Source organism: Methylococcus sp. S1M (assembly GCF_051295855.1).
Taxonomy (GTDB): domain Bacteria; phylum Pseudomonadota; class Gammaproteobacteria; order Methylococcales; family Methylococcaceae; genus Methylococcus; species Methylococcus capsulatus.
Window position 1 is genome coordinate 1 of the sequence record NZ_JBPDXO010000002.1, and the last position, 26,524, is coordinate 26,524.

Annotated in this window: 30 protein-coding genes; 22 read left to right on the plus strand and 8 right to left on the minus strand. The window is 63.8% G+C overall.

From position 1 onward, the window contains the following. Positions 1-161: methane monooxygenase/ammonia monooxygenase subunit C (locus ACSHWJ_RS03680; RefSeq protein ID WP_435920143.1), on the minus strand; the 161-nt coding region annotated here is incomplete at its 3' end. A gap of 433 nt (positions 162-594) precedes the next feature. Between ACSHWJ_RS03680 and ACSHWJ_RS03685 the strand changes: the two genes are divergently transcribed. Together ACSHWJ_RS03685 and ACSHWJ_RS03690 are read left to right on the plus strand one after the other, a co-directional pair. After that, a complete protein-coding gene (locus ACSHWJ_RS03685; protein ID WP_228370156.1) occupies positions 595-816 on the plus strand; it encodes a c-type cytochrome in 222 nt (73 codons plus the stop codon). Continuing rightward, positions 813-2,084 carry an NAD(P)/FAD-dependent oxidoreductase gene (locus tag ACSHWJ_RS03690; RefSeq protein WP_041361130.1) on the plus strand — a complete coding sequence of 424 codons (1,272 nt, stop codon included), beginning with the start codon at positions 813-815 and terminating at the stop codon, positions 2,082-2,084. Before ACSHWJ_RS03685 ends, ACSHWJ_RS03690 begins: the two co-directional genes overlap by 4 nt. Here the strand turns inward: ACSHWJ_RS03690 and ACSHWJ_RS03695 are convergent. Beyond that, positions 2,078-3,208, minus strand: a complete 1,131-nt coding sequence (locus ACSHWJ_RS03695) for a cation diffusion facilitator family transporter (RefSeq protein ID WP_010961054.1) — start codon at positions 3,206-3,208, stop codon at positions 2,078-2,080. The genes ACSHWJ_RS03690 and ACSHWJ_RS03695 overlap by 7 nt on opposite strands. Before the next feature lie 25 nt (positions 3,209-3,233). Next, positions 3,234-3,830: a DUF4202 domain-containing protein gene (locus ACSHWJ_RS03700; RefSeq protein WP_041361132.1), complete on the minus strand. Its 597-nt coding sequence runs from the start codon at positions 3,828-3,830 to the stop codon at positions 3,234-3,236. A gap of 125 nt (positions 3,831-3,955) precedes the next feature. Here ACSHWJ_RS03700 and ACSHWJ_RS03705 point away from each other — a divergent pair, with 125 nt between their 5' ends. Genes ACSHWJ_RS03705 through tilS form a run of 3 tightly spaced genes read left to right on the plus strand, consistent with a single transcriptional unit; the run spans position 3,956 to position 7,076 of the window. Continuing rightward, entirely contained in the window at positions 3,956-4,675 is a 720-nt protein-coding gene (locus ACSHWJ_RS03705) for a dienelactone hydrolase family protein (protein WP_218797872.1), read from the plus strand. Positions 4,676-4,712: 37 nt separating this feature from the next. Next, complete coding sequence (locus ACSHWJ_RS03710) at positions 4,713-5,678, plus strand: acetyl-CoA carboxylase carboxyltransferase subunit alpha (RefSeq protein ID WP_010961057.1); 966 nt, start codon at positions 4,713-4,715, stop codon at positions 5,676-5,678. Between the two features lie 30 nt (positions 5,679-5,708). Next, a complete protein-coding gene (gene tilS, locus ACSHWJ_RS03715; RefSeq protein ID WP_282213323.1) occupies positions 5,709-7,076 on the plus strand; it encodes a tRNA lysidine(34) synthetase TilS in 1,368 nt (455 codons plus the stop codon). Here tilS and ACSHWJ_RS03720 read toward each other — a convergent pair. Beyond that, positions 7,033-9,495, minus strand: coding sequence for a fatty acid cis/trans isomerase (locus tag ACSHWJ_RS03720; protein ID WP_282213322.1), 2,463 nt, complete (start codon positions 9,493-9,495; stop codon positions 7,033-7,035). The two genes, tilS and ACSHWJ_RS03720, sit on opposite strands and share 44 nt — an antisense overlap. Before the next feature lie 781 nt (positions 9,496-10,276). On the opposite strand from ACSHWJ_RS03720, the gene ACSHWJ_RS03725 reads away from it, so the two are divergent. The 4 genes from ACSHWJ_RS03725 to ACSHWJ_RS03740 are packed head-to-tail and all read left to right on the plus strand — an operon-like array spanning position 10,277 to position 13,808. Then, positions 10,277-10,933 (plus strand): CerR family C-terminal domain-containing protein, encoded by a 657-nt coding sequence (locus ACSHWJ_RS03725; RefSeq protein ID WP_282213321.1) that lies wholly within the window; start codon positions 10,277-10,279, stop codon positions 10,931-10,933. Then, positions 10,930-12,090 (plus strand): ABC transporter permease, encoded by a 1,161-nt coding sequence (locus ACSHWJ_RS03730; protein ID WP_017365506.1) that lies wholly within the window; start codon positions 10,930-10,932, stop codon positions 12,088-12,090. The genes ACSHWJ_RS03725 and ACSHWJ_RS03730 overlap by 4 nt, the downstream gene beginning before the upstream one ends. Before the next feature lie 7 nt (positions 12,091-12,097). Further along, positions 12,098-12,805, plus strand: a complete 708-nt coding sequence (locus ACSHWJ_RS03735) for an ABC transporter ATP-binding protein (protein WP_218797877.1) — start codon at positions 12,098-12,100, stop codon at positions 12,803-12,805. 22 nt (positions 12,806-12,827) lie between these two features. Next, positions 12,828-13,808: an efflux RND transporter periplasmic adaptor subunit gene (locus ACSHWJ_RS03740; protein ID WP_010961063.1), complete on the plus strand. Its 981-nt coding sequence runs from the start codon at positions 12,828-12,830 to the stop codon at positions 13,806-13,808. Between the two features lie 386 nt (positions 13,809-14,194). On the opposite strand, the gene ACSHWJ_RS03745 is transcribed toward ACSHWJ_RS03740, so the two are convergent. Further along, the gene (locus tag ACSHWJ_RS03745; RefSeq protein WP_282213320.1) at positions 14,195-14,365 is read right to left on the minus strand and encodes a hypothetical protein; all 171 of its coding nucleotides are present in this window, start codon (positions 14,363-14,365) and stop codon (positions 14,195-14,197) included. Between the two features lie 204 nt (positions 14,366-14,569). Between ACSHWJ_RS03745 and ACSHWJ_RS03750 the strand changes: the two genes are divergently transcribed. Beyond that, positions 14,570-15,808: an alpha/beta hydrolase family protein gene (locus ACSHWJ_RS03750; RefSeq protein WP_432539497.1), complete on the plus strand. Its 1,239-nt coding sequence runs from the start codon at positions 14,570-14,572 to the stop codon at positions 15,806-15,808. A 6-nt stretch (positions 15,809-15,814) separates the two neighbouring features. Here the strand turns inward: ACSHWJ_RS03750 and ACSHWJ_RS03755 are convergent, their stop codons facing one another. After that, the gene (locus ACSHWJ_RS03755; protein WP_282213318.1) at positions 15,815-15,940 is read right to left on the minus strand and encodes a hypothetical protein; all 126 of its coding nucleotides are present in this window, start codon (positions 15,938-15,940) and stop codon (positions 15,815-15,817) included. A gap of 150 nt (positions 15,941-16,090) precedes the next feature. On the opposite strand from ACSHWJ_RS03755, the gene trhP reads away from it, so the two are divergent. The 11 genes from trhP to ACSHWJ_RS03810 all read left to right on the plus strand — a co-directional run bounded on the left by trhP (position 16,091) and on the right by ACSHWJ_RS03810 (position 24,365). Next, positions 16,091-17,431 carry a prephenate-dependent tRNA uridine(34) hydroxylase TrhP gene (gene trhP / locus ACSHWJ_RS03760; RefSeq protein ID WP_218800223.1) on the plus strand — a complete coding sequence of 447 codons (1,341 nt, stop codon included), beginning with the start codon at positions 16,091-16,093 and terminating at the stop codon, positions 17,429-17,431. 23 nt (positions 17,432-17,454) lie between these two features. Beyond that, positions 17,455-17,940 carry a ribonuclease E activity regulator RraA gene (gene rraA, locus ACSHWJ_RS03765; RefSeq protein WP_218800224.1) on the plus strand — a complete coding sequence of 162 codons (486 nt, stop codon included), beginning with the start codon at positions 17,455-17,457 and terminating at the stop codon, positions 17,938-17,940. After that, a complete protein-coding gene (locus ACSHWJ_RS03770; RefSeq protein WP_010961067.1) occupies positions 17,940-18,524 on the plus strand; it encodes a cob(I)yrinic acid a,c-diamide adenosyltransferase in 585 nt (194 codons plus the stop codon). The genes rraA and ACSHWJ_RS03770 overlap by 1 nt, the downstream gene beginning before the upstream one ends. Before the next feature lie 47 nt (positions 18,525-18,571). After that, positions 18,572-19,513 (plus strand): 4-hydroxy-3-methylbut-2-enyl diphosphate reductase, encoded by a 942-nt coding sequence (ispH, locus tag ACSHWJ_RS03775; protein WP_010961068.1) that lies wholly within the window; start codon positions 18,572-18,574, stop codon positions 19,511-19,513. Between the two features lie 37 nt (positions 19,514-19,550). Continuing rightward, complete coding sequence (locus ACSHWJ_RS03780; RefSeq protein ID WP_010961069.1) at positions 19,551-19,913, plus strand: rhodanese-like domain-containing protein; 363 nt, start codon at positions 19,551-19,553, stop codon at positions 19,911-19,913. A gap of 5 nt (positions 19,914-19,918) precedes the next feature. Further along, complete coding sequence (locus ACSHWJ_RS03785) at positions 19,919-20,344, plus strand: RNA-binding S4 domain-containing protein (RefSeq protein WP_282213317.1); 426 nt, start codon at positions 19,919-19,921, stop codon at positions 20,342-20,344. A gap of 8 nt (positions 20,345-20,352) precedes the next feature. Next, positions 20,353-21,756 (plus strand): exodeoxyribonuclease VII large subunit, encoded by a 1,404-nt coding sequence (xseA, locus tag ACSHWJ_RS03790; protein WP_282213316.1) that lies wholly within the window; start codon positions 20,353-20,355, stop codon positions 21,754-21,756. A 42-nt stretch (positions 21,757-21,798) separates the two neighbouring features. Next, positions 21,799-22,338: an OmpA/MotB family protein gene (locus ACSHWJ_RS03795; RefSeq protein WP_010961072.1), complete on the plus strand. Its 540-nt coding sequence runs from the start codon at positions 21,799-21,801 to the stop codon at positions 22,336-22,338. A 133-nt stretch (positions 22,339-22,471) separates the two neighbouring features. Continuing rightward, entirely contained in the window at positions 22,472-22,882 is a 411-nt protein-coding gene (locus ACSHWJ_RS03800) for a ketosteroid isomerase-related protein (RefSeq protein ID WP_010961073.1), read from the plus strand. Between the two features lie 5 nt (positions 22,883-22,887). After that, the gene (locus tag ACSHWJ_RS03805) at positions 22,888-23,499 is read left to right on the plus strand and encodes a GNAT family acetyltransferase (RefSeq protein ID WP_010961074.1); all 612 of its coding nucleotides are present in this window, start codon (positions 22,888-22,890) and stop codon (positions 23,497-23,499) included. After that, positions 23,496-24,365: a carbon-nitrogen hydrolase family protein gene (locus ACSHWJ_RS03810; RefSeq protein ID WP_432539496.1), complete on the plus strand. Its 870-nt coding sequence runs from the start codon at positions 23,496-23,498 to the stop codon at positions 24,363-24,365. Before ACSHWJ_RS03805 ends, ACSHWJ_RS03810 begins: the two co-directional genes overlap by 4 nt. Positions 24,366-24,371: 6 nt before the next feature. Here ACSHWJ_RS03810 and ACSHWJ_RS03815 read toward each other — a convergent pair whose 3' ends face one another. Further along, positions 24,372-24,785: a hypothetical protein gene (locus tag ACSHWJ_RS03815; RefSeq protein WP_432539495.1), complete on the minus strand. Its 414-nt coding sequence runs from the start codon at positions 24,783-24,785 to the stop codon at positions 24,372-24,374. A gap of 192 nt (positions 24,786-24,977) precedes the next feature. Here ACSHWJ_RS03815 and ACSHWJ_RS03820 point away from each other — a divergent pair, with 192 nt between their 5' ends. Further along, positions 24,978-25,820, plus strand: coding sequence for a DMT family transporter (locus ACSHWJ_RS03820; protein WP_432539494.1), 843 nt, complete (start codon positions 24,978-24,980; stop codon positions 25,818-25,820). Between the two features lie 4 nt (positions 25,821-25,824). On the opposite strand, the gene ACSHWJ_RS03825 is transcribed toward ACSHWJ_RS03820, so the two are convergent. Then, positions 25,825-26,478: a DUF2231 domain-containing protein gene (locus tag ACSHWJ_RS03825; protein WP_010961078.1), complete on the minus strand. Its 654-nt coding sequence runs from the start codon at positions 26,476-26,478 to the stop codon at positions 25,825-25,827. Positions 26,479-26,524: the final 46 nt, after the last annotated feature.

Genomic DNA, 26,524 nt, shown 5'->3' on the forward strand with positions numbered 1-26,524 from the left:
GGCGCGAACGAGTCCAGTCCGGCGGACCAGCCATAGACACCTTCGTACCACCGCACCCACAGGTAGAACACGGTGTAAATCGCCAGTGCGAACGTGAGCCACTTCTTGTCCAGCAGCGGCGCTTCCGCCGCAGCTGCACCACCAATGGTTGTTGCTGCCATTGTTTGTTCCTCCTAAAGTGATGGTTGACAGGGGCCGGCATTCGGCGCCGACGCCCGCTTCTCTAATTCCCTATCGGTTCTGCCTCTAACGGGCATTTCATGGACCCCGCAACAGAGGCGGTACCGGTCCATCGGTGGAGGGAGTCTATCACCCTCCCCCAAACTGTCAAGAAAAATCTGCGACATTTTGACGCAGGGGTAGTTTCTTATAAATCAACGACATAAATAACTCTCCCGATGACATCCCTTCCATGGAATCCCGGCTTGGTCAAAGCGACATGCTTGCATAAAATCCGTCGGTCCTATACTTCTACAAATCCCCGTGACTCAGCTACCGAACACCCATCGTGACGTTTTGTCGTTTGTGAGACGCGTCCAGATCGGTACGATCGCTGTCGCTCTCTGTTTCCCGGCCCGGGCCGAAAAACCGGACATGGTTTTGGCTGCGCTCGGTTGCCTCGGCTGCCATGCCGACGAGGAGGAGCAGATTCCCGAACCGGCATCGTTACGCCGCTTCGATGCGAAGGAGATGGCATCTCTGTTGCGGGAGTACCGTGAAGGAAAAAGATCGGGCACGGTCATGAACCGGATCGCTGCCGGACTCACGAACCAGGACATTGAAGCGATCGCCGGCTTTCTGGGAAAGCGGCCATGATCCGCCGGCGGCGGTTCCTGCGCCTGCTGGCAGTCTGCGGCATGGGCTGGGGACTGGGTGGCTGCGCTTCCGGCAAGGGTCTTCGCTCAGGCGGCCGGGTCGTGGTCGTCGGTGGCGGTTATGGCGGTGCCACGGCCGCCCGCTATCTGAAGCAGATGAATCCCGGTCTGACGATCACATTGATCGAACCGCAGGAGACCTATCTTTCCTGCCCCGGATCGAACGAAGCAGTCGCCGGCCTCGGGGACATGGGGACTCTCGCGCGGTCTTATGACTGGTTGCGGCGGGAGCTGGATATAGGAAAGGTAACCGCCCGGGTCGCCCGCCTGGATCGGCAGCGACGGCGTGTGATACTGAACGATGGTGCCGAGGTCACCTACGACAGGCTAGTCCTCTCCCCCGGCATCGACTTTCGCTGGGAGGCGATAATGGGCTATGACGAGGCGGCGAGCCGGTTCGTTCCCCATGCCTGGAAGGCCGGCCCCCAGACCGCTTTGCTCGCCCGGCAGATCCGCGCGATGCCCGACGGCGGCCTGGTTCTGATCACCGCACCACCTTCTCCCTATCGTTGTCCGCCTGGCCCCTACGAACGCGCCTCGCTCATCGCCTATTACCTGAAAAAGCACAAACCCCGCTCCAAGATCCTGATACTCGATGCCAAGACCCGGTTTTCCAAGCAGCCGGCATTCGAGCAGGCCTGGCGCGAACTCTACGGCGACATGGTGGAATGGGTTTCCTCGGAAAAAGAGGGACGGCTGGAGCGGATCGATGCCGCCGGGCGAACCGTCGAAACCGAGTTCGACACTTTCCGTGCCGATGTGCTCAACGTCATCCCGCCACAGAAGGCCGGAGTTTTGGCGGAACAGTCGGGGTTGACGGACGCATCCGGCTGGTGCCCAGTCGACCCGTTGAGCTTCGCCTCGGTGTACGATCCGGCAGTCCATGTCATCGGCGATGCCTGCCAGGCGGACCCCATGCCCAAATCCGCCTTTTCGGCCAACTCCCAGGCCAAGGTCTGCGCGGCTGCCATCGTCGCCTCGCTGGCCGGCGAGCCACCGCCGGACCCCTTGTTGATCAATCACTGCTACAGTTTCGTCGCGCCTGACCAGGCCATCTCCATCACCGGTGTGTACGGCTACTCGCGAGACGACGGGCAGCTGATCGTCCGGTCGACCGGTGAAACGCCGCCGCACGGAGACCGCAGACGAGAAGCAGGCTACGCCCGAGCCTGGCAGCGCAGTTTCAAGAAGGACGTCTTCGGCTACTGACGCCCAGCCTTTCGCTGCCGGCCACCTCGCCGTTGCACCGCCAGAATCAGGACGAAACCGAACAGCACGGCAGCCAATGCAAGGTCGAGCCAGACTCCGGACACCACCACGCCGGCAACGCCCCCCCCCAGGAGCAGGGCCGCTCCCGCCACCGAGGCGATCTTGAGACGCAAAGGGCGGGCGGTCTGCGGAGGATGAGGATTCGTGACTTCCGGAGCGGTCTCGGGAAACGGCTCGTGATGACCGAACGACGCCGGATCTTCGATCGGTTCGATATGGGTCACGACGGTCAGATTCGCCAGCGCGCCTCCCAGTTCGGCTTCGATCTCCTCTGCCAGATCGTGCGCCGCCTGTACCGTCCAGGCTCCAGGCACCAGGAGATGTACGCTCATAAAGCGATGCGCTCCAGACTGGCGGGTTCTCAAATCGTGGAAACCGACCCCACGCTCGCGGAACGTTTCGAGAATGCCCCGTATCTTCAGGTTCTCCTCCAGCGGGAGCGACGCATCGAGCAACCCGGCGATGGTGCGGCGGATGAGGCCGGCGCCCGTCCATACGATGTTCAAACCCACCAGCGCCGCGACGCCCGGGTCGAAATCGTGCCAGCCGGTGAGACCGGCAGCGGCCACGCCACAAACCACTCCGATCGAAGTCCACACGTCGGTCAGCAGATGCTTCCCATCCGCCTCCAGGACGATCGAGCCGGCTTTCCGTCCCACCGAAACCAACAACCAGCCGACCAGACCGTTGACCACCGCCGCCGCGACTGACAACCCCAGGCCCAGATCAAGCTCGGCCAATTCATGGGGATGCAGATACCGGTCCCAGGCCGCAAACAGAATCGCTCCGGCAGCCACGAGGATCAGGACGCCTTCGAAGCCGCTGGCGAAATACTCCGCCTTGCCGTGCCCGAAGTGATGTCGCGCGTCCGCCGGCTGCGCCGATAACCTCAACATCGCCAGCGCCACGACCGCGGCCGAGAGATTGACTATCGACTCCAGGGCATCCGACAGCAGCCCCACCGAGCCCGTGACCCGATAAGCCGCCGCCTTGACCGCCATGGTGAAGATCGCCACGAAGATCGACAGCCACGCATAACGGGTAAGCGAATACGGCCGAGTCATCGTGCCATCCGCGACCGGTCGGAACTCACGACATGCCGGCATCCAGCGCCTTCGCCACGACGGCGCCAAACGGCCCGGGAAGAGTGAGTTCCACAGCTCGGAGCCGAGCCACGTCCGACATTTTCCGCCAGGTCTTGCGGACGATGTCGATGAGCTTGGATTCATCCTGACCGGCGGCGAAGGGGGCGAAATAGTACTCGAGGAAAACCAGGCAAGCCGTGTCTTCAAGGGCTTGCGATTCCGGGTCGGAGCGCAGGTCCCGCTTGCTCAGCAGGCGTTTCACCCGCCGGATCGAATCTTCGTCGTAACCGGCCCCGGCCATGATCAGCCCGAGCTGGTCGCCATGAAATCCGTACAGGCGGGTTCGCCACCGCAGATAACCCTCGCGGGTGGCAGGATAATCGCTGCGCGGAATTTCCCACCGTCTTATGTGCTGCCCCCGCGCGGCCAGGCGCAGAAGTTCGGATGCGGTGGGACAAAGCCGCTCCAGGCATTCGCTCATGCGCAGGCCGTAGAGCAGTTCCTTGGGGTAGGAGGTTCCTTGCCAATCCTCACGATTCGGATCTTGCGCATTGGCGGCGTCGATCGCCTGCACCACCCGCTTGAAAGGGTCGGAACTCATCGGATGCAACTCCACGGACCACAACGATCCGCGCATTGTATCACCCGCCGCCAAACCGGCTTGCGGGACGCAGGAAAGCCGGGGAAAATCACGCCCCCTGGCTGACCTGAACGAGACACGCACCCATGGCCGTGCAGATGCGCGAAATCGATTATCACCATGCCGATACGTTGCTATCGGGCTATTTCGCCTGCGACGACGAGTTTCCTCTGCCCCGTCCCGGCATCCTCGTCTCTCACGCCTGGGGCGGTCGCGACGCTTTCGTGTGCGACAAGGCCAGACGGCTGGCGGAATTGGGCTACGCCGCGTTCGCCCTGGACATGTACGGCAAAGGGATAGTGGGCAGCGGGCCGGAGCAGAACGCCCAGCTCATGGCGCCGTTCATGGCGGACCGCGGCCTGCTGCAGTCCAGGATGAACGCGGCCCTGGACACCGTGCGCTCGCTTCCCGAAGTCGATCCTGGACGCATTGCGGCGATGGGATTCTGCTTCGGCGGCCTGTGCGTTTTGGATCTCGCCAGGACCGGCGCCGACCTGCGGGGTGTGGTCAGCTTCCACGGTCTGTTCATTCCGCCGGGCAATACGGCGGGTCGGAAAATCCGCGCCAAGGTGCTGGTGCTGCACGGTTACGAGGATCCCATGGCGCCGCCGGAACAGGCCCTCGCCTTGGGCCGCGAGCTGACCGAGGCCGGGGCCGACTGGCAAATTCACATGTACGGTCACACCCTCCACGCTTTCTCCAACCCCTTGGCCAACGACCGGAGCTTCGGCACCGTTTACGACCCCACGGCCGACCGGCGCTCCTGGCAGGCGATGCAGAATTTCCTGGCCGAAGTGTTAAACTAGACGGCCACATCATCCCAGGCCCGTTGACAACACTCGAATGGATCTGAAATTCCTGGATTTCGAACAGCCGATCGCCGAGCTGGAAGCCAAGATCGAAGAGCTCAGACACGTCGGATTCGACAACGAAATCAACATTTCCGAGGAAATCTCCAAGCTCGAAGAAAAAAGCCGCAAGCTCACTGAATCGGTTTTTTCCTCTCTCAGCGCCTGGCAGATTTCCCAGATCTCGCGGCATCCGCAAAGGCCGCATAGCCGTGACTACATCGATCTGATCTTCCAGGAATTCCACGAACTGCACGGCGACCGCGCCTTCGCCGATGACCCGGCCATCATCGGCGGACTGGCCCGGCTGGATGGCGCCGCCGTCCTGGTCATCGGACACCAGAAAGGACGCGATACCAAGGAAAAGATCCACCGGAATTTCGGCATGCCGCGGCCGGAAGGGTATCGCAAGGCGCTGCGGCTGATGCGGCTCGCCGAGCGCTTCCGGCTGCCCATCGTCTGCCTCATCGACACCCCTGGGGCCTATCCGGGCATCAACGCGGAAGAACGCGGCCAAAGCGAGGCGATCGCTCGTAACCTGTTCGAAATGGCGCAGCTGCAGACCCCGATCGTCTGCGTGGTGATCGGCGAAGGCGGCTCAGGGGGAGCTTTGGCCATCGGCGTCGGCGACCGTCTGCTGATGCTCCAATACAGCACCTATTCCGTCATCTCGCCCGAAGGCTGTGCCTCCATCCTCTGGAAGAGCGCGGACAAGGCCGAGCTGGCCGCGGAAGCCATGGGTATCACTTCCGAGCGCCTGATGGAACTGGGGCTGATCGATTCGATCGTGCCCGAACCCCTGGGAGGCGCCCATCGGGACCGCGAGCGGATGGCCGACAACCTCAAGACCGAACTCAAGCGCAATCTCGAGGAACTCGCCGCCTTGCCGATGGAAGAACTCCTGGCCATGCGCTACGAGCGCCTCATGGGCTACGGCGTTTACGAAGAACCGGCCACCTGAGGGAGAACCCGCCGGGACGGGGCGAATCTGGTGAGATTGAGCCTCGACAGTTTCCGCGCCGGTCTCCACCCCGGCAGCACCTATCGGGTGGCTTTCAGCGGCGGGCTGGATTCCGCCGTTTTGCTCGATCTGATGTGCGAGGTCCGCCGCGTCTCCGGCATTGGAGTGCGGGCCATCCACGTTCATCATGGAATCCAGCCCGAAGCCGAGGCCTGGTCCCGCCACTGCGCGGCGGTCGCCGACCGATACGGTGTCGCTTTGGACATCCTGCAGGTCGACGGTCGCTCCCGGCCCGGCGACAGTCCCGAAGCAGCGGCGCGCACCGCCCGTTACCATTCCCTCGAAGCCTTGCTGGATCCGGGGGACATCCTGGTGACGGCACAGCATCTCGACGACCAGGCCGAAACGCTGCTGCTGCAGCTGCTGCGCGGCGCAGGGCTGGCCGGGCTCGCCGCCATGCCGAACGCCGTCGCTTTCGGCGCCGGCATCCTGCATCGTCCCCTGCTCCGCTTCGGCCGCCGGGACATTTTGGCTTACGCCCAGGAAAGAGGCCTCAGCTGGATCGAAGACCCCAGCAACCGCGACGAACGCTACGACCGTAATTTCATCCGCCGCCGGATTCTGCCGCAGCTCGCCGGGCGCTGGCCGGCCGTGGCGGCCAATCTCACCCGCAGTGCCGGCCACTGTGCCGAAGCCGCCGGACTCCTGGACAGACGAGCGGACACCCTGATGGCGGCCGCGACGGCCGCGGACGAGCCCGGCACCCTTGTTCTCGAGATCGTGCAGAGGCTGCAGCCGGACGAACAACGGCTGCTACTGCGCCGCTGGATACATAAGCGGGGTCTGCGAGCCCCCCCCGCGAAACTGCTGGAGCGGATACGGAAGGAGGTCGTCGAAACGGCCGGAGACCGTACGCCGATGATTGCCTGGGCCGAAGGCACGGTCAGGCGCTACCGCCATCGCCTCCATTTGCTTCCTCCGTCGGCGGATTTCGATGCCTCCTGGACGGCCGCCTGGAGCGGAGAAACACCGCTCACGCTGGCCGGCAATGGCAGCCTCCATGCCGCGCTGTGCCCCGGCCCCGGCATCGATCCGGACAAATGGCGGAGCGGGCGCATCACCGTGCGTTACCGACGGGCGGGCGACAGGCTCGAACCGGCAGGCCGCCGAGGACACCACGAACTCAAGAAACTGTTCCAGGAGGCCGGACTGCCGCCGTGGCTGCGAGACCGTCAGCCCATCGTCTGCATCGACGGCAGGATCGCCTCGGTCGGCGGAAGCCAGTGGCTGGCATCCGAGTTCGCCGGCGCTCCGGAACGGCTGAATATAGTCGTCCATTGGACCCCGGAACCGGTCATGGATTGTCGTAACGGCTCAGATCCAGCCAGCCCGCCGTGACGGGGCTGGCTTCGAGGTACCGGCGGTTGAACCAATCCGATATTCTCCAGAATGCCGGATTGCTTCGGCGGACACCGAAGCGCTCGACCAGCCTCCGCCCAAACGCCTTGGAACCGTCCACACTCAGGATGGCGTCCACGAATTCGCCGACCTCGGCTGCATCCAGATCGAAAAAGAAATTCGGATAACTTCCGACGATACCGCGAACCAGGGTCACTGTATCGTCCGCCGGCGTCCGCCTTATCTCTTCGAGAAACAGCATCGACACGTTTTCGAGCGCCGTATTCTTGACCAAGCTGTAGATCCAGCCGTCTTCCGCCCCACCGCTCCCGGTCCGGATGCGCAGGTACGACAGTTCGGGAAGAAAGGCGACTCCACCGCCCCTCGCGAATGCCAGGCGTCGCAGTTCGCGCTCGACGGACGCCTGCGCCGGCGGCAACGCTGGCTCGCCGCCCTCCCCGCATCCTTCCACTGCCACGCCGCAGCCGGTGAACGGATCGGGACGGCCCGCCGCCTTGCCGAAACCGGCCCGGACCCGATCGAAGAACTCCTGCTTGGGATTGCCGGTCCGATAATCGATGAGCGTCTCCCCACCCATCCCCCAGCGCGGACTCTGCCAAAGATCGTTGATTCTCGCACCAATGCCTTTGTACCAACGGGCGCGTTCGGCCTGCCGTATGCTCGACGGCAGGAACCGCAGAAAATTGTTTTCCGCCTCCATACGCATGAAGTCCATGTACAGACGGGTCGCCAACTGGTGGCCGACGTTGCCGAACACATCGAACCCGGCCACCAACAGATAATGAATCCGCTCCAGCAAGGGATAATCGACGACCCAGCCGGTCAGCGGCGTGTCGCCGACCAGCCCTCGCTCAACCGAAGCGCTGTCGAAATGCCGGAACACCGTCAGCAAGGCATCGCGATTGTCGCCGTCGCCATCCCACAGGTCAGCCAGCGTGGTGCCACCGCGCTCACCGTGTGCCCGAAGCCACGCCGCCTTGGCCGCCTGATAATCCTCTTCCAGTGCCCGGTAGGTGTACCAGATGTCCCCGATCCCGGGCGAGTTTTCCTTCTCGGCCGGCAGCCGCAGACGCTCCGCCTGATCGGCCAGGAATTGGGCGTCGTTGCTGACGGGATCGGCGTCCGGATGAGTGAAAGCCACCCAAAACCGATCCTGGATCACATTGAGTGCGGCCTGGCCGCGGCACACCGATCCCTTCATAAAACCGGAAAAAAAGAAATGGGCGTCGTCGAGCAGAAACCGGTAGCGCGACCTGGGAGGAATGGCAACGAACGTCTTGAAGGGGTTGGCGGCATCGGCGGCGGCATACCCCGGCAGCCGGTCGACCGCGTACTCGGGATCCAGAAACAGCTCCCGGTAGCGCCGCATCCGGGCGTCGTCGAGTTCGTAGACCATGTGGGTCTTAGCGACGATGCTTTGCTGCACCGGTCGCAAGCGGTAATAGAATTCCCCCGGTCCCGGACTGTCGTAGGGTCGGGTCGTCGCGATTTCCCGGATCGGCTCCCCGGGCGGTGTGCGGGAGCGCACCAGCCGGAAGAACTCGCGGGGCGCCAGACCACGGAAATGCAGATGGCCGAGGAAGAGATGTTCGTAGACATAGCGGGCAAACAGCCGTTCCTTTGGACTGGAGCCGTTGAGGAACGCCTCCCATTGCGCCACGGCCGATGCGGCCTCGGCCGACACGGGCGCGGGAGGCGGCGCGAACCCGCCCTCGCGCAGCCACTTCACCACGATATCGTGCTCGCGCTCGCTCAGACCGGGGAAACCGTAAGGCATCCCCCACTCGGGGTGATCGTCCTCGAAATCGTCGAACTCTTCGACGGTGGGACAGTTCAGGGTGCGGTCCAGACGGAAGTCGAAAGTGTCCGGCAACGCGCCGGAAACGGGCAAGGGATGCGCTTTCTTCAGTTCGAGCATCCGGAACAGTAAGGAATCCCGCAGATTCGCCTCGGGCGAATCGCCCCGTTCGTTCAGTACCGGGAAGAACCCCTTGGAACGCCAGCCTTGAACATTTTCTGCATCGATGAACAAACGCGTTGGCGGAGTGGCCTGGAGACGGGTAGTGTCATAGACGGGAGTCTTGCTGGCGCCGCGCTCCAGGCCGTCGAAGGACTCCAGCTTCAGCTGGCACGGCGCGTCATAACAGCCATGACAGACGACACAGCGCGAATCGAGGATAGGCTGGACATCGCGGCTGTAAGACACGCTGCCGGCGGCGAGGCGGGCCAGATAGTCCTCCTCGCTCAGGCGCCGCTCCCACGGCACCCGGGGACCATGACGTGCATCGTGACCGGTGCGGTAAGCCTCGATGCAGCCGGCGATCGCCAGCACAATCAGCGCCGCCGTCAGGCAACGGCGCCATCCCTGGAATTCGCCCCAGAGCGCCTTCGGTTTCATCAGTCACATCCGACTCGATAGTCAGGTCCGGTCCTGCAGATCTGCCATGCCGCCGACAGCGGCTCTGCCTATTGTAAGACGGTCTGCACCGCGGAATCTTGCAGATCAGGCGGATAGTCGTATTTTCGCTGGCTGTGCTTGCCCCCCACCCGGAGCCATGCGCGGATCAATGGCCGATGCAGCCGGGCGTGAACCGCTCCGGGTTTCGAGGAGGCTCCACGTCTCGAGAGGATGGCGCCGTGAAGAAAGCCATGAAAGTACTCCGCCGAAGTCCGCGAACTCGCCGTGCGTCTGGCGGGTGAGTGCCGCGCCAACCCCCATCGCAGTGGGCTGCCATTGAACCCCTGGCAGCCCGGATCGGCTGCTCGGCCGCCGTCAGTTTGCGGGGTGGCTCGCAATGCCGCAACGGGCACTGGTCGCTGCCGACGGCTCCACCGCTCTGCCGGCTCGGACGGCCCGCAGAAATCGGCTTTCCACTCGGCCAACCGATGGACGAACACCCCGTGCTCCCGGCACCGGGCATCCAAGGCATCACCGCTCAAGCCATGGCTTTCCTGCAACGCCATCAGGCGCTCTTCCCGCCACGCCCGAACACCTTCGACAAGGCTTGCTCCTTGAGGAGCTCAGGATACGTCGCATCCCTCACGCTCTCAGTATCCCCCCATCCCATCTGCTCCGAAAACCGGAGGCGACAACCATTCTGACGCGGGAGGAATCGAATGTTTGACTTCGATCCATCGGTTTAGTATTTTTGATTGAAACAATTGTTTCAATCATCTGGATGAATCCGCCGAACACCCATCCTTTCCCTGACCCCACTCGCAAGCGGCTGCTGCGAGCCGCGCTGGACGTGTTTGCCGAGAAGGGATTCCACGATGCCACGGTACGGGATATCTGCGCTCGGGCGGACGTGAATGCGGCGTCCGTCAACTACTATTTCCGCAGCAAGGAGGCTCTGTATTCGGAAGTGCTCGCGGCGGCGTTCCGCGAAACCCATGAACGCTATCCCGATACGCTGGCGTGCGATTCGAGCCTGCCGCCGGAAGTGCGGCTGCGCCAGTTCATCGCCAACTTCCTGGCGCGTCTGCTGGACGAGACCCATCTCGGACGCCATGGAAAGTTGATCGCCCGCGAGATCGCCGATCCCACCGCTGCGCTCGACCAGGTCATCGAATCCACGATGAAACCCCGCTGTGCGCTGCTGCAAGGCATCATCGCCGAACTGGTCGGCCCCGGTGTCAGTGAGGCGGACATGCATCGGCTGGGTTTGAGCATCGTTGGTCAGTGCCTCATGTATCGGCACTCGCGTTCGCTGATCGACCGGCTCTGCCCGGAGATCATCGCCACACCCGAAGAGATCGAGAAAACCGCGGAGCATATCGCCCGCTTCTCGATGGCTGCGCTCAGGCATCTCTCAGCCGGTGAGGCCGGACCGTGAACTACATCGCCTTGAAGATGCTCATGGGGGACCGCGGCAAGTACCTCGGCATCGTCATGGGGCTGACCTTCGCCTCGCTGATCATGACACAGCAGCCAGCCATCTTCGTCGGGTTGATGATGCGCTCGTACAGTTTCGTCACCGACGTCGGCCTCCCCGATATCTGGGTGATGGATCCCAAGGTGCAGTTCGTCGACGACATCAAGCCGCTGCAGGACACCAAACTGTTCCGGGTGCGGGGCGTCAGCGGGGTGGACTGGGCGATGCCCATGTACAAGGGGATGATCAAGGCCCGGCTGGCTGACGGGACCTTCCAGACCTGCAACGTGATCGGTTTGGACGACGCCACCCTCATCGGCGGGCCGCCGGTCATGCTGGAAGGCCGGCTGGAGGATTTGCGGCGGGCCGATTCGGTGATCGTCGACATCGACGGCGCCCGCGATAAGCTCGCCCGACCGTCGAAGGATCCGGCCGGCAAGCCCGTACCGCTGAAAGTGGGCGACACGCTGGAGCTCAACGACCGGCGCGCGGTGGTGGTCGGCATTGCCAAGACCACGCGGACTTTCCAGTCCCAGCCGGTGGTCTATACGACCTACTCGCGGGCCACGCTGTATGCACCCAGGGAGCGGAAGCTCCTGTCCTTCGTGCTGGTCAAGGCCAGGCCAGGACAGGAGGTCCACGCGCTGACCCGCCGCATCCGGGAAACCACCGGGCTGGCTGCCTATACCCAGGCCGAGTTCGAGGAGCTTACCGTCAACTATTTTCTCAAGAACACCGGCATCCCGATCAACTTCGGCATGTCGGTCACCCTCGGATTCATCGTGGGCGCGGCCATTGCCGGCCAGACCTTCTACAACTTCACCCTGGAAAACATCCGCCAGTTCGGCGTGCTGAAAGCCATGGGGGCGGGCAACGGCACCCTGCTGGGCATGATCCTGCTGCAGGCGACGCTGGTGGGTATGGTCGGCTACGGGCTGGGGGTCGGGCTGACCTCGCTGTTCGGCTGGTCCATGCGCAATACCATTCTGGCTTTCAAGTTTCCCTGGCAGCTGCTGGTGTTCAGCGGACTGGGAGTGACACTGATCTGCGTGTTCTCGGCCCTCCTGAGCATCCGCAAGGTGATCAAACTCGAGCCTGCCATCGTGTTCAAGGGCTGAGGAAACCATGGGAACATCGACTGTGGCGGTAGAATGCCGGGGAGTCCGGAAAACTTACGACGGCAGCGGGCAGCAGGTCGTCGCGCTGCGGGGCATCGATCTCGACATCCATGCCGGCGAGCTGATGATGCTGGTCGGCCCGTCCGGCTGCGGCAAGACCACCTTGATATCGGTGATCGCCGGCATCCTCGACCAGGACGAAGGGCTTTGCAGGGTATTCGGCCACGACCTGTTGCACATGAAGGACAAGGACAAGCTCAGGTTCCGTGCCGCCAACATCGGCTTCGTATTCCAGACCTACAACCTCCTGCCCAGCCTGACGGCGGCGGAAAACGTGTCGATCCCGATGATCCTCAACGGCATCAGCCGTCAAAAGGCGCAGCGCCGGGCCGTGGAGGTGCTGGAGCGGGTCGGGCTGGCCGAGCGCACCGGATCTCTGCCCTCAGAGCTCTCCGGCGGCCAGCAGCAGCGGGTGGCGATCGCCCGGGCCCTGGTCCACGGGCCGAAGCTGATCGTCTGCGACGAGCCTACGAGCGCGCTGGACCATGAAACCGGACACCGGGTCATGGATTTGCTGAAACAGGTGGCACTGGACGAGGACCGGGCGCTGGTGATCGTCACCCACGACGCCCGGATCTTCGAGTTTGCCGACTGCATCGCGCAGATGGACGACGGGCAGGTGGTGAAAGTCGTCCGGTCGTCCGGCCAGTCGTGACCTCCCTCATCGCGGAGACGGAATGTTACCCAAAGCCACCTTGCCGATACTGGCCGTAGCGGGATTCCTGTTCGGAGTCTATTCGGTGGTCACAGGCAACCAGCCGCCGCCGGTCGCGCCGGCGGTGGTGGAGCCTGCCCGTCCACCGTTCGCGTCGTACATCGCGGGCGCCGGGATCGTCGAGGCGAGAAGCCGGAATATCGGGATCGGCACCCCTTTGCCGGGTTTGGTCAAGAGCGTCGAAGTCAAGGTCGGCGATCGGGTCGAGGCTGGCGCCGTCCTGTTCCGGCTGGACGATCGCGAGCCGCTGGCGGAGCTGGAGATACGGCGGGCCGATCTGCTCAAGGCCCAGGCCGGTGTGGCCGAAGCCGAAGCTTCGCTGACCGATGCGAATACGCTCCTGGCACTGGCGGATGCCGTGACCGATGAACGGGCCATCAGCGCCGAGGACATCAAGCGGCGACGCAATGCCGTGTTGATCGCGAAGGCCCGGCTGGAAACGGCCCATGCCCAGGTCAGGCAGGCGGAGGCACAACTGGCTGCGGTCCAGACCACCCTCGACCGGATGGTGGTGCGGGCGCCGATCCGAGGGGAAGTCCTCCAGGTGAACGTCCGCCTCGGCGAATATGCCACCACCGGTTTTCTGAGCACGCCGTTGGTGATCATGGGCGACATGGACCGGCTCCACGTCCGGGTCGACATCGACGAAAACGACGCCTGGCGCTTTCGCAAGGACGGCAAGGCCTACGGTTATCTGCGCGGCAACAGCCAGCTCGGCACGGAGCTGAAACTGGCTTACGTCGAGCCTTACATCGTGCCGAAGCGCTCCCTGACCGGCGACAGCACAGAACGGGTGGATACCCGCGTGCTGCAGGTGCTCTACAGTTTCGATCCGGCCGCCTTGCCGGTATTCGTCGGTCAGCAGATGGACGTGTTCATCGAAGCGCCGGAATACACGGGCTCGACGCCGAATCCGCAACCCGGAGAGGGAGGCGGCGGGTGAGGAATCCCAGGCTGGGCGTCGGATTCTCGCGTATGTGAGAGCGAGCGTACCGGAGCGGTTCGATGACATCGGGTGATTCACCCTCCGTGGGACGCCGCGGTGACGGCCACGGTAACGCATCGGCTGAGACGATCGACGGGCTGCCCGAACCCAGCGGCTATATCCACACGCCCAAACCGAGGCAACCGATCACCGGCGACTCACCCGTCAGGCTTCCGCGGTGGAGGTCCGACTCAACCCGGCGAGCCTCCGCGAAAACCGGGGCGGTTCAGTCGCCGCAGATCGGGAGTTTGGCACCGAGCGCACCCCCGGAGGTTCAACTCCCACCCCATCGACGCCGTCCGCCGAGCGCCCCGTCCTCGGATCGACCCCGAGTTGTGTCATCATTATCCGCCGGTACGCAGACCGGACGGCATGGCCGAGGCGCCGAACCACCGCGGATTGACCATGCCCCGGATCGCGGGGGATGCCGGCCGGTTGCGGGCCGGCCCGATCCTGGCGGTCTGCAGGACCCGGAGCATGTCCTGAGCGCCCGGGTCGTAGGCGACGACAGCCACCGACCGCCCGGCGCTGCGGATGGCACGGGTTACGGCGGCCTTCGTTCGTTGATCTCACGGCTCGACGATCACGGTCGGCATGGGGTCGGCGATCTCACGAATCCGGCATTTCAACCCCTTGAAACCGGGCAAGAACACCAAAATGTCCGGACCGGGCAAATGCGAGAACTCTCCTTTTGGAAGCCGATGTAAGGAAATCGCCCTATGAACCAGCCGCGAGCCGATGGGTATGGAGCTTTTGTATGTTGTCGGTTGGCGGTTTTTGCCGTCCTGCTGTCGGCTGCCGGATGCCGGCAGCCGGGCCCGCCGTTGCCGGAAGAGACGCAAGCGAAGCTGGAGGAGTTGGACGCCCAGGGCGGCTACCGCCCGGAGCGGATCTATGCAACGAACGAGGTTCGCGAAACGTGGAAGCACCTGCACGCTGAACTCGACATCAGTTTTCTCGCGCCATCCGGAAGCGGGCGTTTCCCGCTCGTCGTCTATCTGCCAGGCCTGGGCGAAGACGCCACTGCCGGGGCATTCTGGCGCCGCAGTTGGGCGGCAGCTGGCTACGCCGTGTTCACCGTGCAGCCGGCGGCTCTCGGCAAAGTATTCTGGGCCTCGGACAAGCTCGATGCCGGTGAACTGCGGGCGACAGGGCGGACCTACTTCTCCTCGGCCTCGCTGGAAAGCCGGGTGAGCCACTTGGCCTGGGCGTTGGGCGAACTGCGCCAGCGCGCCGCGACTCCGGGTAACCCTTATGCCGTCGCGGATCCGGCCAAAGCGGCGGTGACGGGGTTCGACCTCGGCGCCCAGGCCGCGTCCGCCTTGGCGGGAGAGGCGGTCAAGGCGGCGTTCCCGGCCAATGCCGAATTCGGATTCGCCGGCGCCGTCGTCCTCAGTCCGCACGTCACGCTGGCCGAAGGCAAACTGGACGAGCGTGCCGCGGGGATGGCGATGCCTCTCCTCGCCGTGACCGGTACCGACGACGATGACCCCTATGGCATGAGCGCCACCTCCCTGCGCTCGGCTTTGTGGCAGTCCATGCCAGCCGGCGGCAAATACCTGCTGGTACTGCAGGGCGGTACCCACGACACTCTTGCCGGTGTGGAGCCTGGACAGAAATGGAAAGGGCCGCCGTCGCAGCCGGTACCGGGCGAAGGATCGGAAGGGGGAGGATGGCTGCCCTGGTCCGGCGACGACCTTACCTTGCAGGTCGGTCAGCGTTCCGGCACCGCCGGTGCCCGCAATGGCTCGGCCAGCGGTCCGTCCGGGGGGCCGATGCGGTCCGTCGAGCGGCCGCCGCGAAAGCGGGGGCCCGACGTCCGGCATTGGGCCGAGGTGGCCGGCGTCAGCACGGCGTTCCTCGATCTCGTCCTGAAAGGGCGCGAGCGGGCCAGGGAGTGGTTGGACCGTGATGCAGGCCGGTGGATGGGAGCTTCGGCGGAGCTCCGGCACAAGTGACGCGGCTCACCGGACCACCGACGCGCGGAGCCGGGCGACGAACCGCGCCAGCGCCGCTGCCACGCCATCCCTCACCCCGTCGACCGCATGACCCTCCCGCTTCGGCCCGAGCTGGACGCTCTTGCCGATCATGGCATCGTCTTCAAGCAGCAGTAGGGCATGCGCGGATCGTAATCGTGGCCGTTTGCGCCGGTGACCAGGCCCAGGCATGGGCTGCGTCAAGCGGCGTCAGGTTCTGGTATAGTGCCGTCGAGCTATGCCCTCTTCATATCGCTGCTCCCGATGCCTTCTGTCGAACTGCTCTCCCCTGCCGGCACCCTGAAGAACCTGCGTTATGCCTTCGCATACGGCGCCGATGCCGTCTATGCCGGCCAGCCGCGCTACTCGCTGCGGGTCCGCAACAACGACTTCCTGGAGAAAAACCTGGCGCTGGGCATCGCCGAGGCCCATCGCCTCGGCAAGAAGTTTTATCTCGCGGCCAACGTGCTGCCCCACAACGCCAAGATCAAGACCTTCATCAAAGACATCGCGCCCGTGGTTGCGATGGGACCGGATGCGCTGATCATGGCCGATCCCGGCCTCATCCTGCTGGCGCGCGAGGCCTGGCCGGAAATGCCCATCCATCTGTCGGTGCAGGCCAACACGTTGAACTTTGCGGCGGTGAAGTTCTGGCAGTCGGCCGGCATCTCGCGGATCATCCTGTCGCGCGAGCTCTCGCTCGACGAGATCGCCGAAATCCGCCAGCAATGCCCGGACACGGAGCTCGAAGTCTTCGTCCACGGCGCGCTGTGCATCGCCTACTCCGGACGCTGCCTGCTCTCCGGCTATTTCAATCACCGTGATCCCAACCAGGGCACCTGCACCAATGCCTGCCGCTGGAAATACGACGTCGCCCCGGCGCACGAGAACGCCGAAGGAGACTATGTTCCGGGAGCGTTGCGGCTGAACCTCGCGGAGTTGAATGGCAGCCTGGCGGACTGCGGCGCCGCGGAGCGCCACCCGCTGGCCGACGAAGTGTATTTTCTGGAAGAGGAAAACCGCCCGGGCGAACTGATGCCGGTGATGGAGGACGAGCACGGCACCTACATCATGAACTCCAAGGACCTTCGAGCAGTCGAGCACGTGCAGCGGCTGGTGGAGATCGGGGTAGACAGCCTGAAGATCGAAGGCCGCACCAAGTCTCATTACTATGTGGCGCGCACCGCCCAGGTCTACCGCCGAGCCATCGACGACGCGCTCGCCGGGCGGCAATTCGACTGGAACCTGCTCGGCGTGCTGGAAAATCTGGCGCAGCGCGGCTACACGGACGGATTCTACCAGCGCCACCATACCCAGGATTACCAGAACTATGTGCGGGGCTGCTCCGAAAGCCACCGCCAGCAGTTCGTCGCCGAAGTCACCAGGTTCGATGGCAGCATGGCCGAAGTCACCGTCAAGAACAAGTTCGGCGTGGGCGACCGACTGGAGCTGATCCGCCCCGAAGGCAACCTCGATTTCTTGCTCACCGGCATGGAGGACTCCCAGGGCAATGCCATGCAGGAAGCTCCCGGCGGCGGCTGGGAGGTCAGGATTCCCTTGCCCGCGCCCTGCGACGATACTGCCTTGCTGTCACGCTATCTCTGATGCCACCCACGGAGTTTCCAACCATGGAGTTCACCACCGCCGGCCTCTGCGACCAGTTCCACGGCACCCATCCGCTCCAGATCGTGGAGCCGCTGTTCCGCCCGTTCGGGGCGGTGTCGCGGTTTCACGGACGGATCACGACCCTCAAGGTCTTCGAAGACAGCGTGCTGATCCGTGAAACCCTGGCACGGGAGGTCGATGGCCGTGTCCTGGTCATCGACGGCGGCGCTTCCCATCGCTGCGCGCTGCTGGGCGGAAATCTGGCGCGGCTGGCCGCCGACAACGGCTGGCAGGGCATCATCGTCTACGGCTGTGTGCGGGACTCCGTGGAACTCGGTACGGTCCCCATCGGCATCCGCGCGCTCCACACCCACCCTCTCGATAGCCACAAGCGGGGCGGCGGCGACCGGGACTGCCTGATCACCTTCGCCAGCGTGAACTTCCGCACCGACCATTATCTCTACGCGGACGAAGACGGCATCGTCGTCTCCGAGGAGAAGCTAATCTGATGGGAAACCGCCTGACCCGAATCTATACCCGAACCGGCGACGACGGCACCACCGGCCTCGGCGACGGCTGCCGCACCGGCAAGGACAGCCTGCGCATCGAGGCCTGTGGTACCGTCGACGAGCTCAACAGCGTGATCGGCCTGGTACTGACCCAGGCCACTTCGGAGGAGCTGCGCGCCTGCCTGGTCGAAGTGCAACAGACCCTTTTCGATCTGGGCGGCGAACTGAGCTTGCCCGGCCAGCCCTCGATTCAGCGCCGGCAGACCGAATGGCTGGAGGTCTGGCTGAACCATTTCAACGCACGACTGCCCCCGCTCGAGGACTTCGTGCTGCCCGGCGGCAGCCTGGCGGCGGCCCATTGCCACGTCGCCAGGACGGTCTGCCGGCGGGCGGAGCGGCGGCTGGTGGCGCTGGCGCGCGGAGAAGCCGTCAATCCGGAATCGCTGGCCTATCTGAACCGGCTGTCTGACTTCCTGTTCGTGGTCGCCCGGATGCTGGCCCGCATGGGCGGCCATCACGAACCAATCTGGCACCGCGACCGCGAACCGCCCCGGCCTCGCGTTGATTCCGCGGTAATGCCATGACACAATGCCCCACCTCTTAGGTAAGAAATTAGCCCGGTAACAGCCCCATGGAAATCATCCTCGCCAATCCCCGCGGATTCTGCGCCGGCGTCGACCGCGCCATCGAAATCGTCGACCGCGCCATCGAGGTGTTCGGCGCGCCGATCTATGTACGCCATGAAGTCGTCCACAACCGCTACGTGGTCGATGGGCTCCGGGAGCGTGGCGCGGTATTCGTCGAGGAGCTGTCGGAAGTGCCCGAGAATTCGACGGTGATCTTCAGCGCCCACGGGGTCTCCAAGCAGATCCAGGAAGAAGCCAGAGAGCGCGGCCTGCAGGTCTTCGACGCCACCTGCCCGCTGGTCACCAAGGTTCACATCGAAGTGCACCAACATGCCAGCGAAGGCCGCGAAATCGTCTTCATCGGCCACGCCGGGCACCCGGAAGTGGAAGGCACGATGGGGCAGTACGACAACCCGGCCGGGGGTATCTATCTGGTGGAATCGCCGGAAGACGTCGAAATGCTTCAGGTAAAGAATCCGGACAACCTCGCCTACGTCACTCAGACCACGCTTTCCATCGACGACACCGGTGCCGTGGTGGAAGCGCTGAAAATGCGTTTCCCGAAGATACTGGGCCCGCGCAAGGACGACATCTGCTATGCGACTCAGAACCGCCAGGATGCCGTCAAGAAACTGGCGGCCCAGTGCGACACCATCCTGGTGGTCGGATCGCCCAACAGCTCCAACTCCAACCGCCTGCGCGAAATCGCCGACAAGCTCGGCCGTAAAGCCTTTCTGATCGACAACGCCGCCCAGTTGACCCGCGACATGGTGGCGGGTGCCCAGCGCATCGGCGTCACCGCCGGCGCTTCGGCCCCCGAGATCCTGGTGCAGCAGGTCATCGCCCAGCTCAAGGAATGGGGCGGTCGCACCGCCACGGAAACCCAGGGCATCGAGGAAAAGGTGGTGTTTTCCCTGCCCAAGGAACTGCGCCGGCTCAACGCCTGAGCCGGCAACTTCGACGTCCACCCAAGGAGAAGTGGCCATGGCCCTCACCCCCATGGATCTAGTAGCCGCCGCCAAGCAGCGGATTCGTGAAATCGGCCCCGGCGAGGTTCGGACAATGCTCGGCGATACCTTGATTCTCGACGTTCGCGAGCCCGAAGAGTACGCGGCCGGACACCTGCCCGGTGCCATCAACATCCCGCGTGGTGTGGTGGAGTTCCGCATCGAAACCCATCCCGTCTTCCAGGGAAAAAAGGACGCAGCCATCGTGGTCTACTGCCAGAGCGGCCTCCGTTCGACTCTGGCCACCGATATCCTGCAGCAGCTTGGCTGGCGTGGTACGGTGAGCATGGCGGGCGGTTTCAAGGCCTGGATCGAAGGCGGTCTGCCGGTTTCGAGCTGATCGGCATGGCGGATCCGGCTGCGCATCTCCCCCCTGCCGAGGCGAGTGGAGCGAAGGTTCGGCTGGATAAATGGCTCTGGGCCGCTCGTTTCTTCAAAACCCGGCAGCTCGCCGTCGAGGCCATCAACGGCGGCAAGGTCCATTTGAATGGCCAGCGCGCCAAACCCGGCAAGGAAATCGGCATCGGCGCCCGGCTGGAGATCACGCGTGAACGGGAGGTCTGGGAAGTCGTCGTCGAAGCCTTGAACACCCAGCGCCGACCCGCCAAAGAAGCCGTCCTGCTCTATCGGGAAACCCCGGAAAGCCAGGCACGGCGCGAAGCCGACGCCGCCCGCAGACGGGATGAGAAATCGTTCGCGAACGAACCCGCCCACCGCCCGTCCAAAAGGGACCGCCGCTTGATCCACCGCTTCAAACAATCCCTGGATTGAAAGCGGGCGTGAACCTGCGCTCATCGCCGGATGGCCGGCCCGAATTCGTCTATACAGTCTCGCGTCTCAACCGCGAAGCCCGTATCACCCTGTCCAGCCATTTCGGCACGCTCTGGGTGGAGGGCGAAGTGTCCAATCTGGCTGCACCGGCCTCGGGCCACCTCTACTTCACCCTGAAGGACGCCGAGGCCCAGGTCCGCTGCGCCATGTTCCGCAGCTCCGGGCGTCTGCTCGGCTTCAAACCCACCAATGGCGATCACGTTCTGGCCCGCGCCCAGGTAGGGTTGTACGAACCCCGCGGCGACTACCAGTTGATCGTAGACCTCCTGGAGGAGGCCGGCGACGGCGTCCTCCACCGCGCCTTCGAAGCGCTGAAGAAACGCCTGGACGCCGAAGGACTGTTCGATCCGGCCCGCAAGAAGCCCATCCCCCGCTTCCCCACCTGCATCGGTGTCGTCACCTCGCCCACGGGCGCCGCGATCCGCGACATCCTCACCGTGCTGGCGCGGCGCTACCCCGCGGCTTCGGTCATCATTTTTCCCGCCAAGGTCCAGGGCAGCGAGGCGCCGGCGGAACTCATCCGAGCCTTGCAGCAGGCCGACGCCAGCGGCTGGTGCGATGTCCTGCTTTTGGCGCGCGGCGGCGGCTCAATGGAAGACCTCTGGGCCTTCAATGACGAAAGCCTGGCACGGGCCATCGTGGCCTGCCAGACACCCGTGGTGACCGGGATCGGCCATGAAGTGGATTTCACCATCGCCGACTTCGCCGCCGACCTGCGCGCGCCTACGCCTTCCGCGGCGGCCGAAGCGGTCACACCCGACCGGATCGACCTCGGCGTTCGCCTGCAACGCCTCGAATCCCAACTCCGCCGGAGTTTCCTCGGACGGCTGGAAACGGTCCAGCAGCGGCTCGACTTCGTCGAGCGCCGGCTGCAGCAATGCCATCCCAAACAGCGGCTGGGGCGCCAGGCACAACGCCTGGCGGAGCTGAAACACCGGCTCGCTCGCAACGCCGCCGCGCGCTTGAATCTCGAGCGCCAGAGGTTACAAGGTCTGGAGCTGAGGCTCGTCCGCCACGATCCCGCCCAGCGGGTGATACACCTTACCGGGAAGCTCGATTCGCTCGAATCCCGCCTGCGGCGTTCGGCATCGCTCCTCCTGGAACGCCGACGCGAACGGCTCCAGGCCCTGGGCCAGCGGCTGGACACGGTGAGCCCGCTCGCGACCCTGGCCCGGGGCTACTCGATCGCCCTGCGGGCGGCCGACGACGCCGTCGTCCATTCCTGGGAAGATATTCAGCCCGGAGAGCTTCTTTACACCCGGCTGGCGGAGGGTTCACTCATCAGCCGCGTGGAAAAGGCCGAACCTGGTGATCCGCCGGTTTTTCCGGGACAATCGCCGCGAGGCCGCTGAGGCGCTCATCAACCAACCGCCGATCAAATAAGGAGCAAAACCATGGTAAAAAAATTCGCGACGACCGTGCTCACCGCCGGGGTGCTGAGCGGATGCGTGATGCAAAGCACCTACGACCGCGATGTCGGCTACGAAAGACAGCTCAACGAACAGCTGCGCACGGAGGTGGAAGCCGACGAGGTCAAGATCCAGCAGTTGCGAGACCGTCTCCGCGTCACCATGGAAGATGAATTGCTCTTCCCCGAAGGCGGCTATCAAATCAGCAAGGAAGGCAAGGCATCGATCGACAAGATCATTCCCACCCTGCAAAGCGCCACCAATCACCGCATCGAAGTCGAAGGCCATACCGACAACGTGCCGATCGGCAAACATCTGGCCCACCGTTTCTCCAGCAACTGGGAGCTGTCCGCCGGTCGCGCCTGTGAAGTGGTCAAATATCTGCAGTCCAAGGGCATCGACCCAGCCCGCATGACCGCCGCCGGACACGGCGAATACCAGCCGGTGGCATCGAACGCCACCGCCGAAGGCAAGGCCCAGAATCGCCGCATCGACATCGATCTGGTGCCGCTCTATACGGAATAATCCGACGTGCCAGCCTCGGCCTGTCGACCGGTCTCGACAGGCCAGGGCTCCCCTCATAAAATTACGCGCTTTTGAATTCCGGGGACGTGACTCCCCTGGAAGTTCCTCACCCAGTAGCCGGAATATCAGCGCCATGCATCAGAACGCCAAAGCCCTCATCGAGAATTATTACGCCGCCTTCAACGCAGGCGACATGGAGACCTTCCTGGGCCTCCTCACCGACGATGTGATCCACGACATCAACCAGGGCCCCCGCGAGATCGGCAAGGAAGCGTTCCGGGCCTTCATGGACCGGATGAACCGCAATTACAAGGAACAGCTCGTCGACATGACCATCATGACCAACGAGGATGGCACCCGCGCCGCCGCCGAATTCGTCGTCCTCGGCGAATACCGGGTGACCGACGAGGGCCTGCCGCCCGCCAAAGGCCAAAAGTATCGCCTGCCGGCCGGCGCGTTTTTCGACATCCGCGATGGCAAGGTCGCCCGCATCACCAACTATTACAACCTGCAGGACTGGATCGAGCAGGTCGAAAAGGCCTGACAGCCATGAGCGAGGCGATCATCGTCAAGGTCCTGACGGGGCCCGAAATCGAGAAATACATCCCCGACCTGGCCCGGCTGCGCATCGAGGTATTCCGCGATTTCCCCTATCTGTACGACGGCACCACGGAATACGAGGAACGCTATCTGCAGACTTACGTGGAATCGCCGGAGAGCGTGGTGGTGCTGGCTCTGGACGGCGAACGCGCCATCGGCGCCTCCACGGGCCTGCCGATGGAGGACGAAACGCCTGAATTCAAACGCCCCTTCCTCGAGCACGGCTACGATCCGGCCAGGATCTTCTACTGCGCCGAATCGGTGCTCCTGAAAGACTACCGTGGCCGGGGCATCTACAAGCGGTTCTTCGAAGGCCGCGAGGGCCATGCCCGCCGCCTGGGAAAGTTCGACTATTGCGCCTTCTGTTGCGTGCAAAGGCCGGACGATCACCCCTTGAGACCCGCCGACTATGTGCCGCTCGATGCCATCTGGAGCCGGTTCGGCTACGTCAAGCACCCCGAACTCGTCACCACCTATGCCTGGAAGGACGTCGATCAAGCCGAGGAGACGGAGAAGCCCATGGTGTTCTGGCTCAAGCCGCTGAAGGATTCCGCTCGATGAAGCCGTTGTTTCTCGCCGCCGCCCAGTACGACATCGGCTTCCTGGGGGAATGGGCGACCTACCAGGAGAAGGCCGAGCGCTGGGTAGCGGAGGCCGCCGGCAACGGCGCCCGGATGCTGGTATTCCCGGAATACTTCAGCATGGAGCTGGCTTCACTGTTCCCAGAAGCGGTGTACCGCAGCCTGTCGGCCCAGTTGGCGGAAATGCAGTCGGTCTTGCCCGACTTCATGATGCTCTATGCCGATCTGGCGGAGCAGCATGGCATCTACATCCTGGCCGGCACCTTCCCGGTACGGCAGCCGGACGGCAGCTACCGCAACCGCGCCTTCCTGTTCCGTCCGGATGGCAGGCCGGAATTTCAGGACAAACTGCTGATGACCCGGTTCGAGAACGAGCAGTGGCTGATCTCACCAGGCAAGGAGATCCGTACCTTCGACACCGAATTCGGCCGGATCGGCATCAACGTCTGCTATGACAGCGAATTCCCCTTGATCGCTCGCCGCCAGGTGGAGATGGGCGCAAACCTCATCCTGGTACCGAGCTGCACCGATACCCTGGCCGGCTATCACCGGGTACGGATCGGCTGCCAGGCACGGGCGCTCGAAAACCAGTGCTACGTCGTACAGTCGCCGACCGTGGGATCGGCTCCCTGGTCGGAGGCCGTGGACGTCAACGTCGGCGCGGCAGCGATCTACACGCCGGTGGATTACGGCCATCCCGACAACGGCATCCTCGCGATCGGCGAGTTGAACCGACCGCAATGGGTCTACGGGGAAATCGACCTCGACTCCATCGCCCGGGTACGTGAAACCGGCCAGGTGTTCAATTACCGCGACTGGACGGCCCAGTTCGAACTGACCGGTTAGGACACATCAAAGGATCATCGCGAGGCCGGCCAGCACCGCCACGCCGCCGCCCACGTACGCGGTTTTCTTGAACCAGCCCAGGCCGCGCCACCAGGCGCGGAGCGCATGGCGCCGATCTCGACACCAGGTCCTGCCTTCTTCGATTTTGAGGGCGACTTTCGGCGCCAGTTTCCGGATGGCCAAGATCAGCACGATGATGAACGTGATCATGCTGGTCCAGGCCGCCTTGTGCTGGGCTTCCAGATGATCGAGTTCGAACACCTTCGAATAGAAGGTGGTCAGGGCATGCTGGGAAAGTTCGAGCAGGAGGTCGGCGAATTCGATCAGCCCCTCGAGCATCAGTTCGCCGGCAAAAGCGGCCAAGATCAGGAAAATGGCGGGAAGTCCGTAACGGATCAGTTTTCTTTTGTCGATCGTCATGTGTATCGTTCTTGTCGAGTCCTGTCGTCAAAAACCTGATGCGGCCGTTGGAGCGGCCCGACTGAAAAACCCGCCGGAATATAGTGTTAATTCACGCGGGATTCAATCCGCGGCCCGCGATGGCTTGCTCCGCCGATGTTGAACTTTCGGCCGCGTTCCTCAAAGCCGCGGAACATTCGGGGGCTTTGGGCCATGCTGTCCGCCTCCCTCCTGTTTTCCGTGATGAGCGTCTCGGTATACGCACTCGGGGTGAGGCATCCCGAACTGCCGACGATGACGGTCAGTTTTTTCCGGATCATCGTCAACCTCGCCGTTCTCCTCCTTCCCGCGTTGATCCGCTCGCGGATACCTTCCCTGCTGGGCGATATGCGTCCGTCCCTATGGCTGCGCGGGCTGTTTGGCTCGCTGGCGCTGATTCTTTCCTTCATTTCGATCCAGCGGATCGGACCTGGGGAGGCTGCCTTTCTCGGAGCCAGCAGCGGGGTGTTCGTGGCCTTGCTCGGCCCGAAAGTGCTCGCCCAGAGGAACAGCGGCTGGATCTGGGCCGCACTGGCAGGTTCCCTGGTCGGGCTGTACCTGCTGATGAGACCGCGGGCGGACGTTTCCGACGAACTGGGCAGGCTGATGGCGTTGGGCTCGGGATTCCTCAGCGCTCTCGCCTACCTGATGGTCGCCCGTGCCGGACAGAGCAATCCGCCCGGCACAGTCGTGTTCTATTTCTGCGCGGTCGCCATACCGATGCATCTGGCCTGGTTTGGACTCTCGGGATTCACTGTGCCGGGAGACGGGGAGGCCTGGGCCTTGCTCCTCGTTTGCGGCCTGGCGGCGAGCGGCGCACAGGTCCTCATGACGCGCGCGTACCAGGAATCACCCGCAGCCCTGGTCAGCGCGGTGAGCTACGCCACGCCCGTGTTCAACCTGGCCTTCGGCTGGCTTTGGTTCGCCAAGGCTCCCGATGGAACGGCGCTCGCCGGCTGCGCCCTGGTACTGCTTTGCGGCGTGCTGCTGCCGTTCCTGAGCACCCGCGGTACCTGATCCGCTAGGGCTCGCCCCCGCCGTGTTCGTGGTGGTGCGCAGCCTCAACGGATTGCAGGTTTTTCACGCCCACGCCGTGCTCGTAGACCATCAATCCGCCCAGGTCGGCGCCGAAAAACATCGCCGTTGCCATGAGACTCGCCAGAAAGAGGTGAAAGGCGTTGGCCATGCCGGAAAACCGGTAGCGGGCGATCAGCCGCCAGAGGGAGAGGACGAGGGCGAGACTGGTGACGGTCACTCCCAGCCGCATATGCCATTCCATGATCTCGTGCACCGCTTCGCCGTGGGGAACGAAACCCGCCGCAAACAGCCCCGCCGCAGCCGCCGACACCGCACCCAGCGTTCCCAGGTACAGCATCCAGCTCGCGACCAAACGCAGTTCTTTCTTACGCGACGCCACGGCAGTCAGGTCGAGCAGGAAAAATGCGTTCAGGAAGGCGATCGGGAAATGGACCAGGAGGGGATGGATGTTGGGAGCCAAGGCGGAAAGTCCCGGCAGGAATTCGAACGTGCCGCCGCCGTCGAAGAACCGGGTGGTCGAATCGAGCACGCCCTCCAGCAGCCCGACCCAGCCAGCGCCAGCCGCATCGCCCGCGCCGTGTACCGCAGGTGTGAGAAATCCGCCGCCGCCCGAAACCGGCCAGCCCAAAAAAGCCATGATGCACTCCGCGTCTTGTCTAGACGCCGCATCCTAAAGGATCGTG

Bases quoted from the DNA above. Each gene is read 5' to 3' on its own strand.
- ACSHWJ_RS03685 (WP_228370156.1), top strand. From the start codon at position 595: ATGGTTTTGGCTGCGCTCGGTTGCCTCGGCTGCCATGCCGACGAGGAG.
- ACSHWJ_RS03690 (WP_041361130.1), top strand. From the start codon at position 813: ATGATCCGCCGGCGGCGGTTCCTGCGCCTGCTGGCAGTCTGCGGCATG.
- ACSHWJ_RS03695 (WP_010961054.1), bottom strand. From the start codon at position 3,208: ATGACTCGGCCGTATTCGCTTACCCGTTATGCGTGGCTGTCGATCTTC.
- ACSHWJ_RS03700 (WP_041361132.1), bottom strand. From the start codon at position 3,830: ATGAGTTCCGACCCTTTCAAGCGGGTGGTGCAGGCGATCGACGCCGCC.
- ACSHWJ_RS03705 (WP_218797872.1), top strand. From the start codon at position 3,956: ATGGCCGTGCAGATGCGCGAAATCGATTATCACCATGCCGATACGTTG.
- ACSHWJ_RS03710 (WP_010961057.1), top strand. From the start codon at position 4,713: ATGGATCTGAAATTCCTGGATTTCGAACAGCCGATCGCCGAGCTGGAA.
- ACSHWJ_RS03720 (WP_282213322.1), bottom strand. From the start codon at position 9,495: ATGAAACCGAAGGCGCTCTGGGGCGAATTCCAGGGATGGCGCCGTTGC.
- ACSHWJ_RS03725 (WP_282213321.1), top strand. From the start codon at position 10,277: ATGAATCCGCCGAACACCCATCCTTTCCCTGACCCCACTCGCAAGCGG.
- ACSHWJ_RS03735 (WP_218797877.1), top strand. From the start codon at position 12,098: ATGGGAACATCGACTGTGGCGGTAGAATGCCGGGGAGTCCGGAAAACT.
- ACSHWJ_RS03740 (WP_010961063.1), top strand. From the start codon at position 12,828: ATGTTACCCAAAGCCACCTTGCCGATACTGGCCGTAGCGGGATTCCTG.
- ACSHWJ_RS03750 (WP_432539497.1), top strand. From the start codon at position 14,570: ATGAACCAGCCGCGAGCCGATGGGTATGGAGCTTTTGTATGTTGTCGG.
- ACSHWJ_RS03755 (WP_282213318.1), bottom strand. From the start codon at position 15,940: ATGATCGGCAAGAGCGTCCAGCTCGGGCCGAAGCGGGAGGGTCATGCG.
- trhP (WP_218800223.1), top strand. From the start codon at position 16,091: ATGCCTTCTGTCGAACTGCTCTCCCCTGCCGGCACCCTGAAGAACCTG.
- rraA (WP_218800224.1), top strand. From the start codon at position 17,455: ATGGAGTTCACCACCGCCGGCCTCTGCGACCAGTTCCACGGCACCCAT.
- ACSHWJ_RS03770 (WP_010961067.1), top strand. From the start codon at position 17,940: ATGGGAAACCGCCTGACCCGAATCTATACCCGAACCGGCGACGACGGC.
- ispH (WP_010961068.1), top strand. From the start codon at position 18,572: ATGGAAATCATCCTCGCCAATCCCCGCGGATTCTGCGCCGGCGTCGAC.
- ACSHWJ_RS03780 (WP_010961069.1), top strand. From the start codon at position 19,551: ATGGCCCTCACCCCCATGGATCTAGTAGCCGCCGCCAAGCAGCGGATT.
- ACSHWJ_RS03785 (WP_282213317.1), top strand. From the start codon at position 19,919: ATGGCGGATCCGGCTGCGCATCTCCCCCCTGCCGAGGCGAGTGGAGCG.
- ACSHWJ_RS03795 (WP_010961072.1), top strand. From the start codon at position 21,799: ATGGTAAAAAAATTCGCGACGACCGTGCTCACCGCCGGGGTGCTGAGC.
- ACSHWJ_RS03800 (WP_010961073.1), top strand. From the start codon at position 22,472: ATGCATCAGAACGCCAAAGCCCTCATCGAGAATTATTACGCCGCCTTC.
- ACSHWJ_RS03805 (WP_010961074.1), top strand. From the start codon at position 22,888: ATGAGCGAGGCGATCATCGTCAAGGTCCTGACGGGGCCCGAAATCGAG.
- ACSHWJ_RS03810 (WP_432539496.1), top strand. From the start codon at position 23,496: ATGAAGCCGTTGTTTCTCGCCGCCGCCCAGTACGACATCGGCTTCCTG.
- ACSHWJ_RS03815 (WP_432539495.1), bottom strand. From the start codon at position 24,785: ATGACGATCGACAAAAGAAAACTGATCCGTTACGGACTTCCCGCCATT.
- ACSHWJ_RS03820 (WP_432539494.1), top strand. From the start codon at position 24,978: ATGCTGTCCGCCTCCCTCCTGTTTTCCGTGATGAGCGTCTCGGTATAC.
- ACSHWJ_RS03825 (WP_010961078.1), bottom strand. From the start codon at position 26,478: ATGGCTTTTTTGGGCTGGCCGGTTTCGGGCGGCGGCGGATTTCTCACA.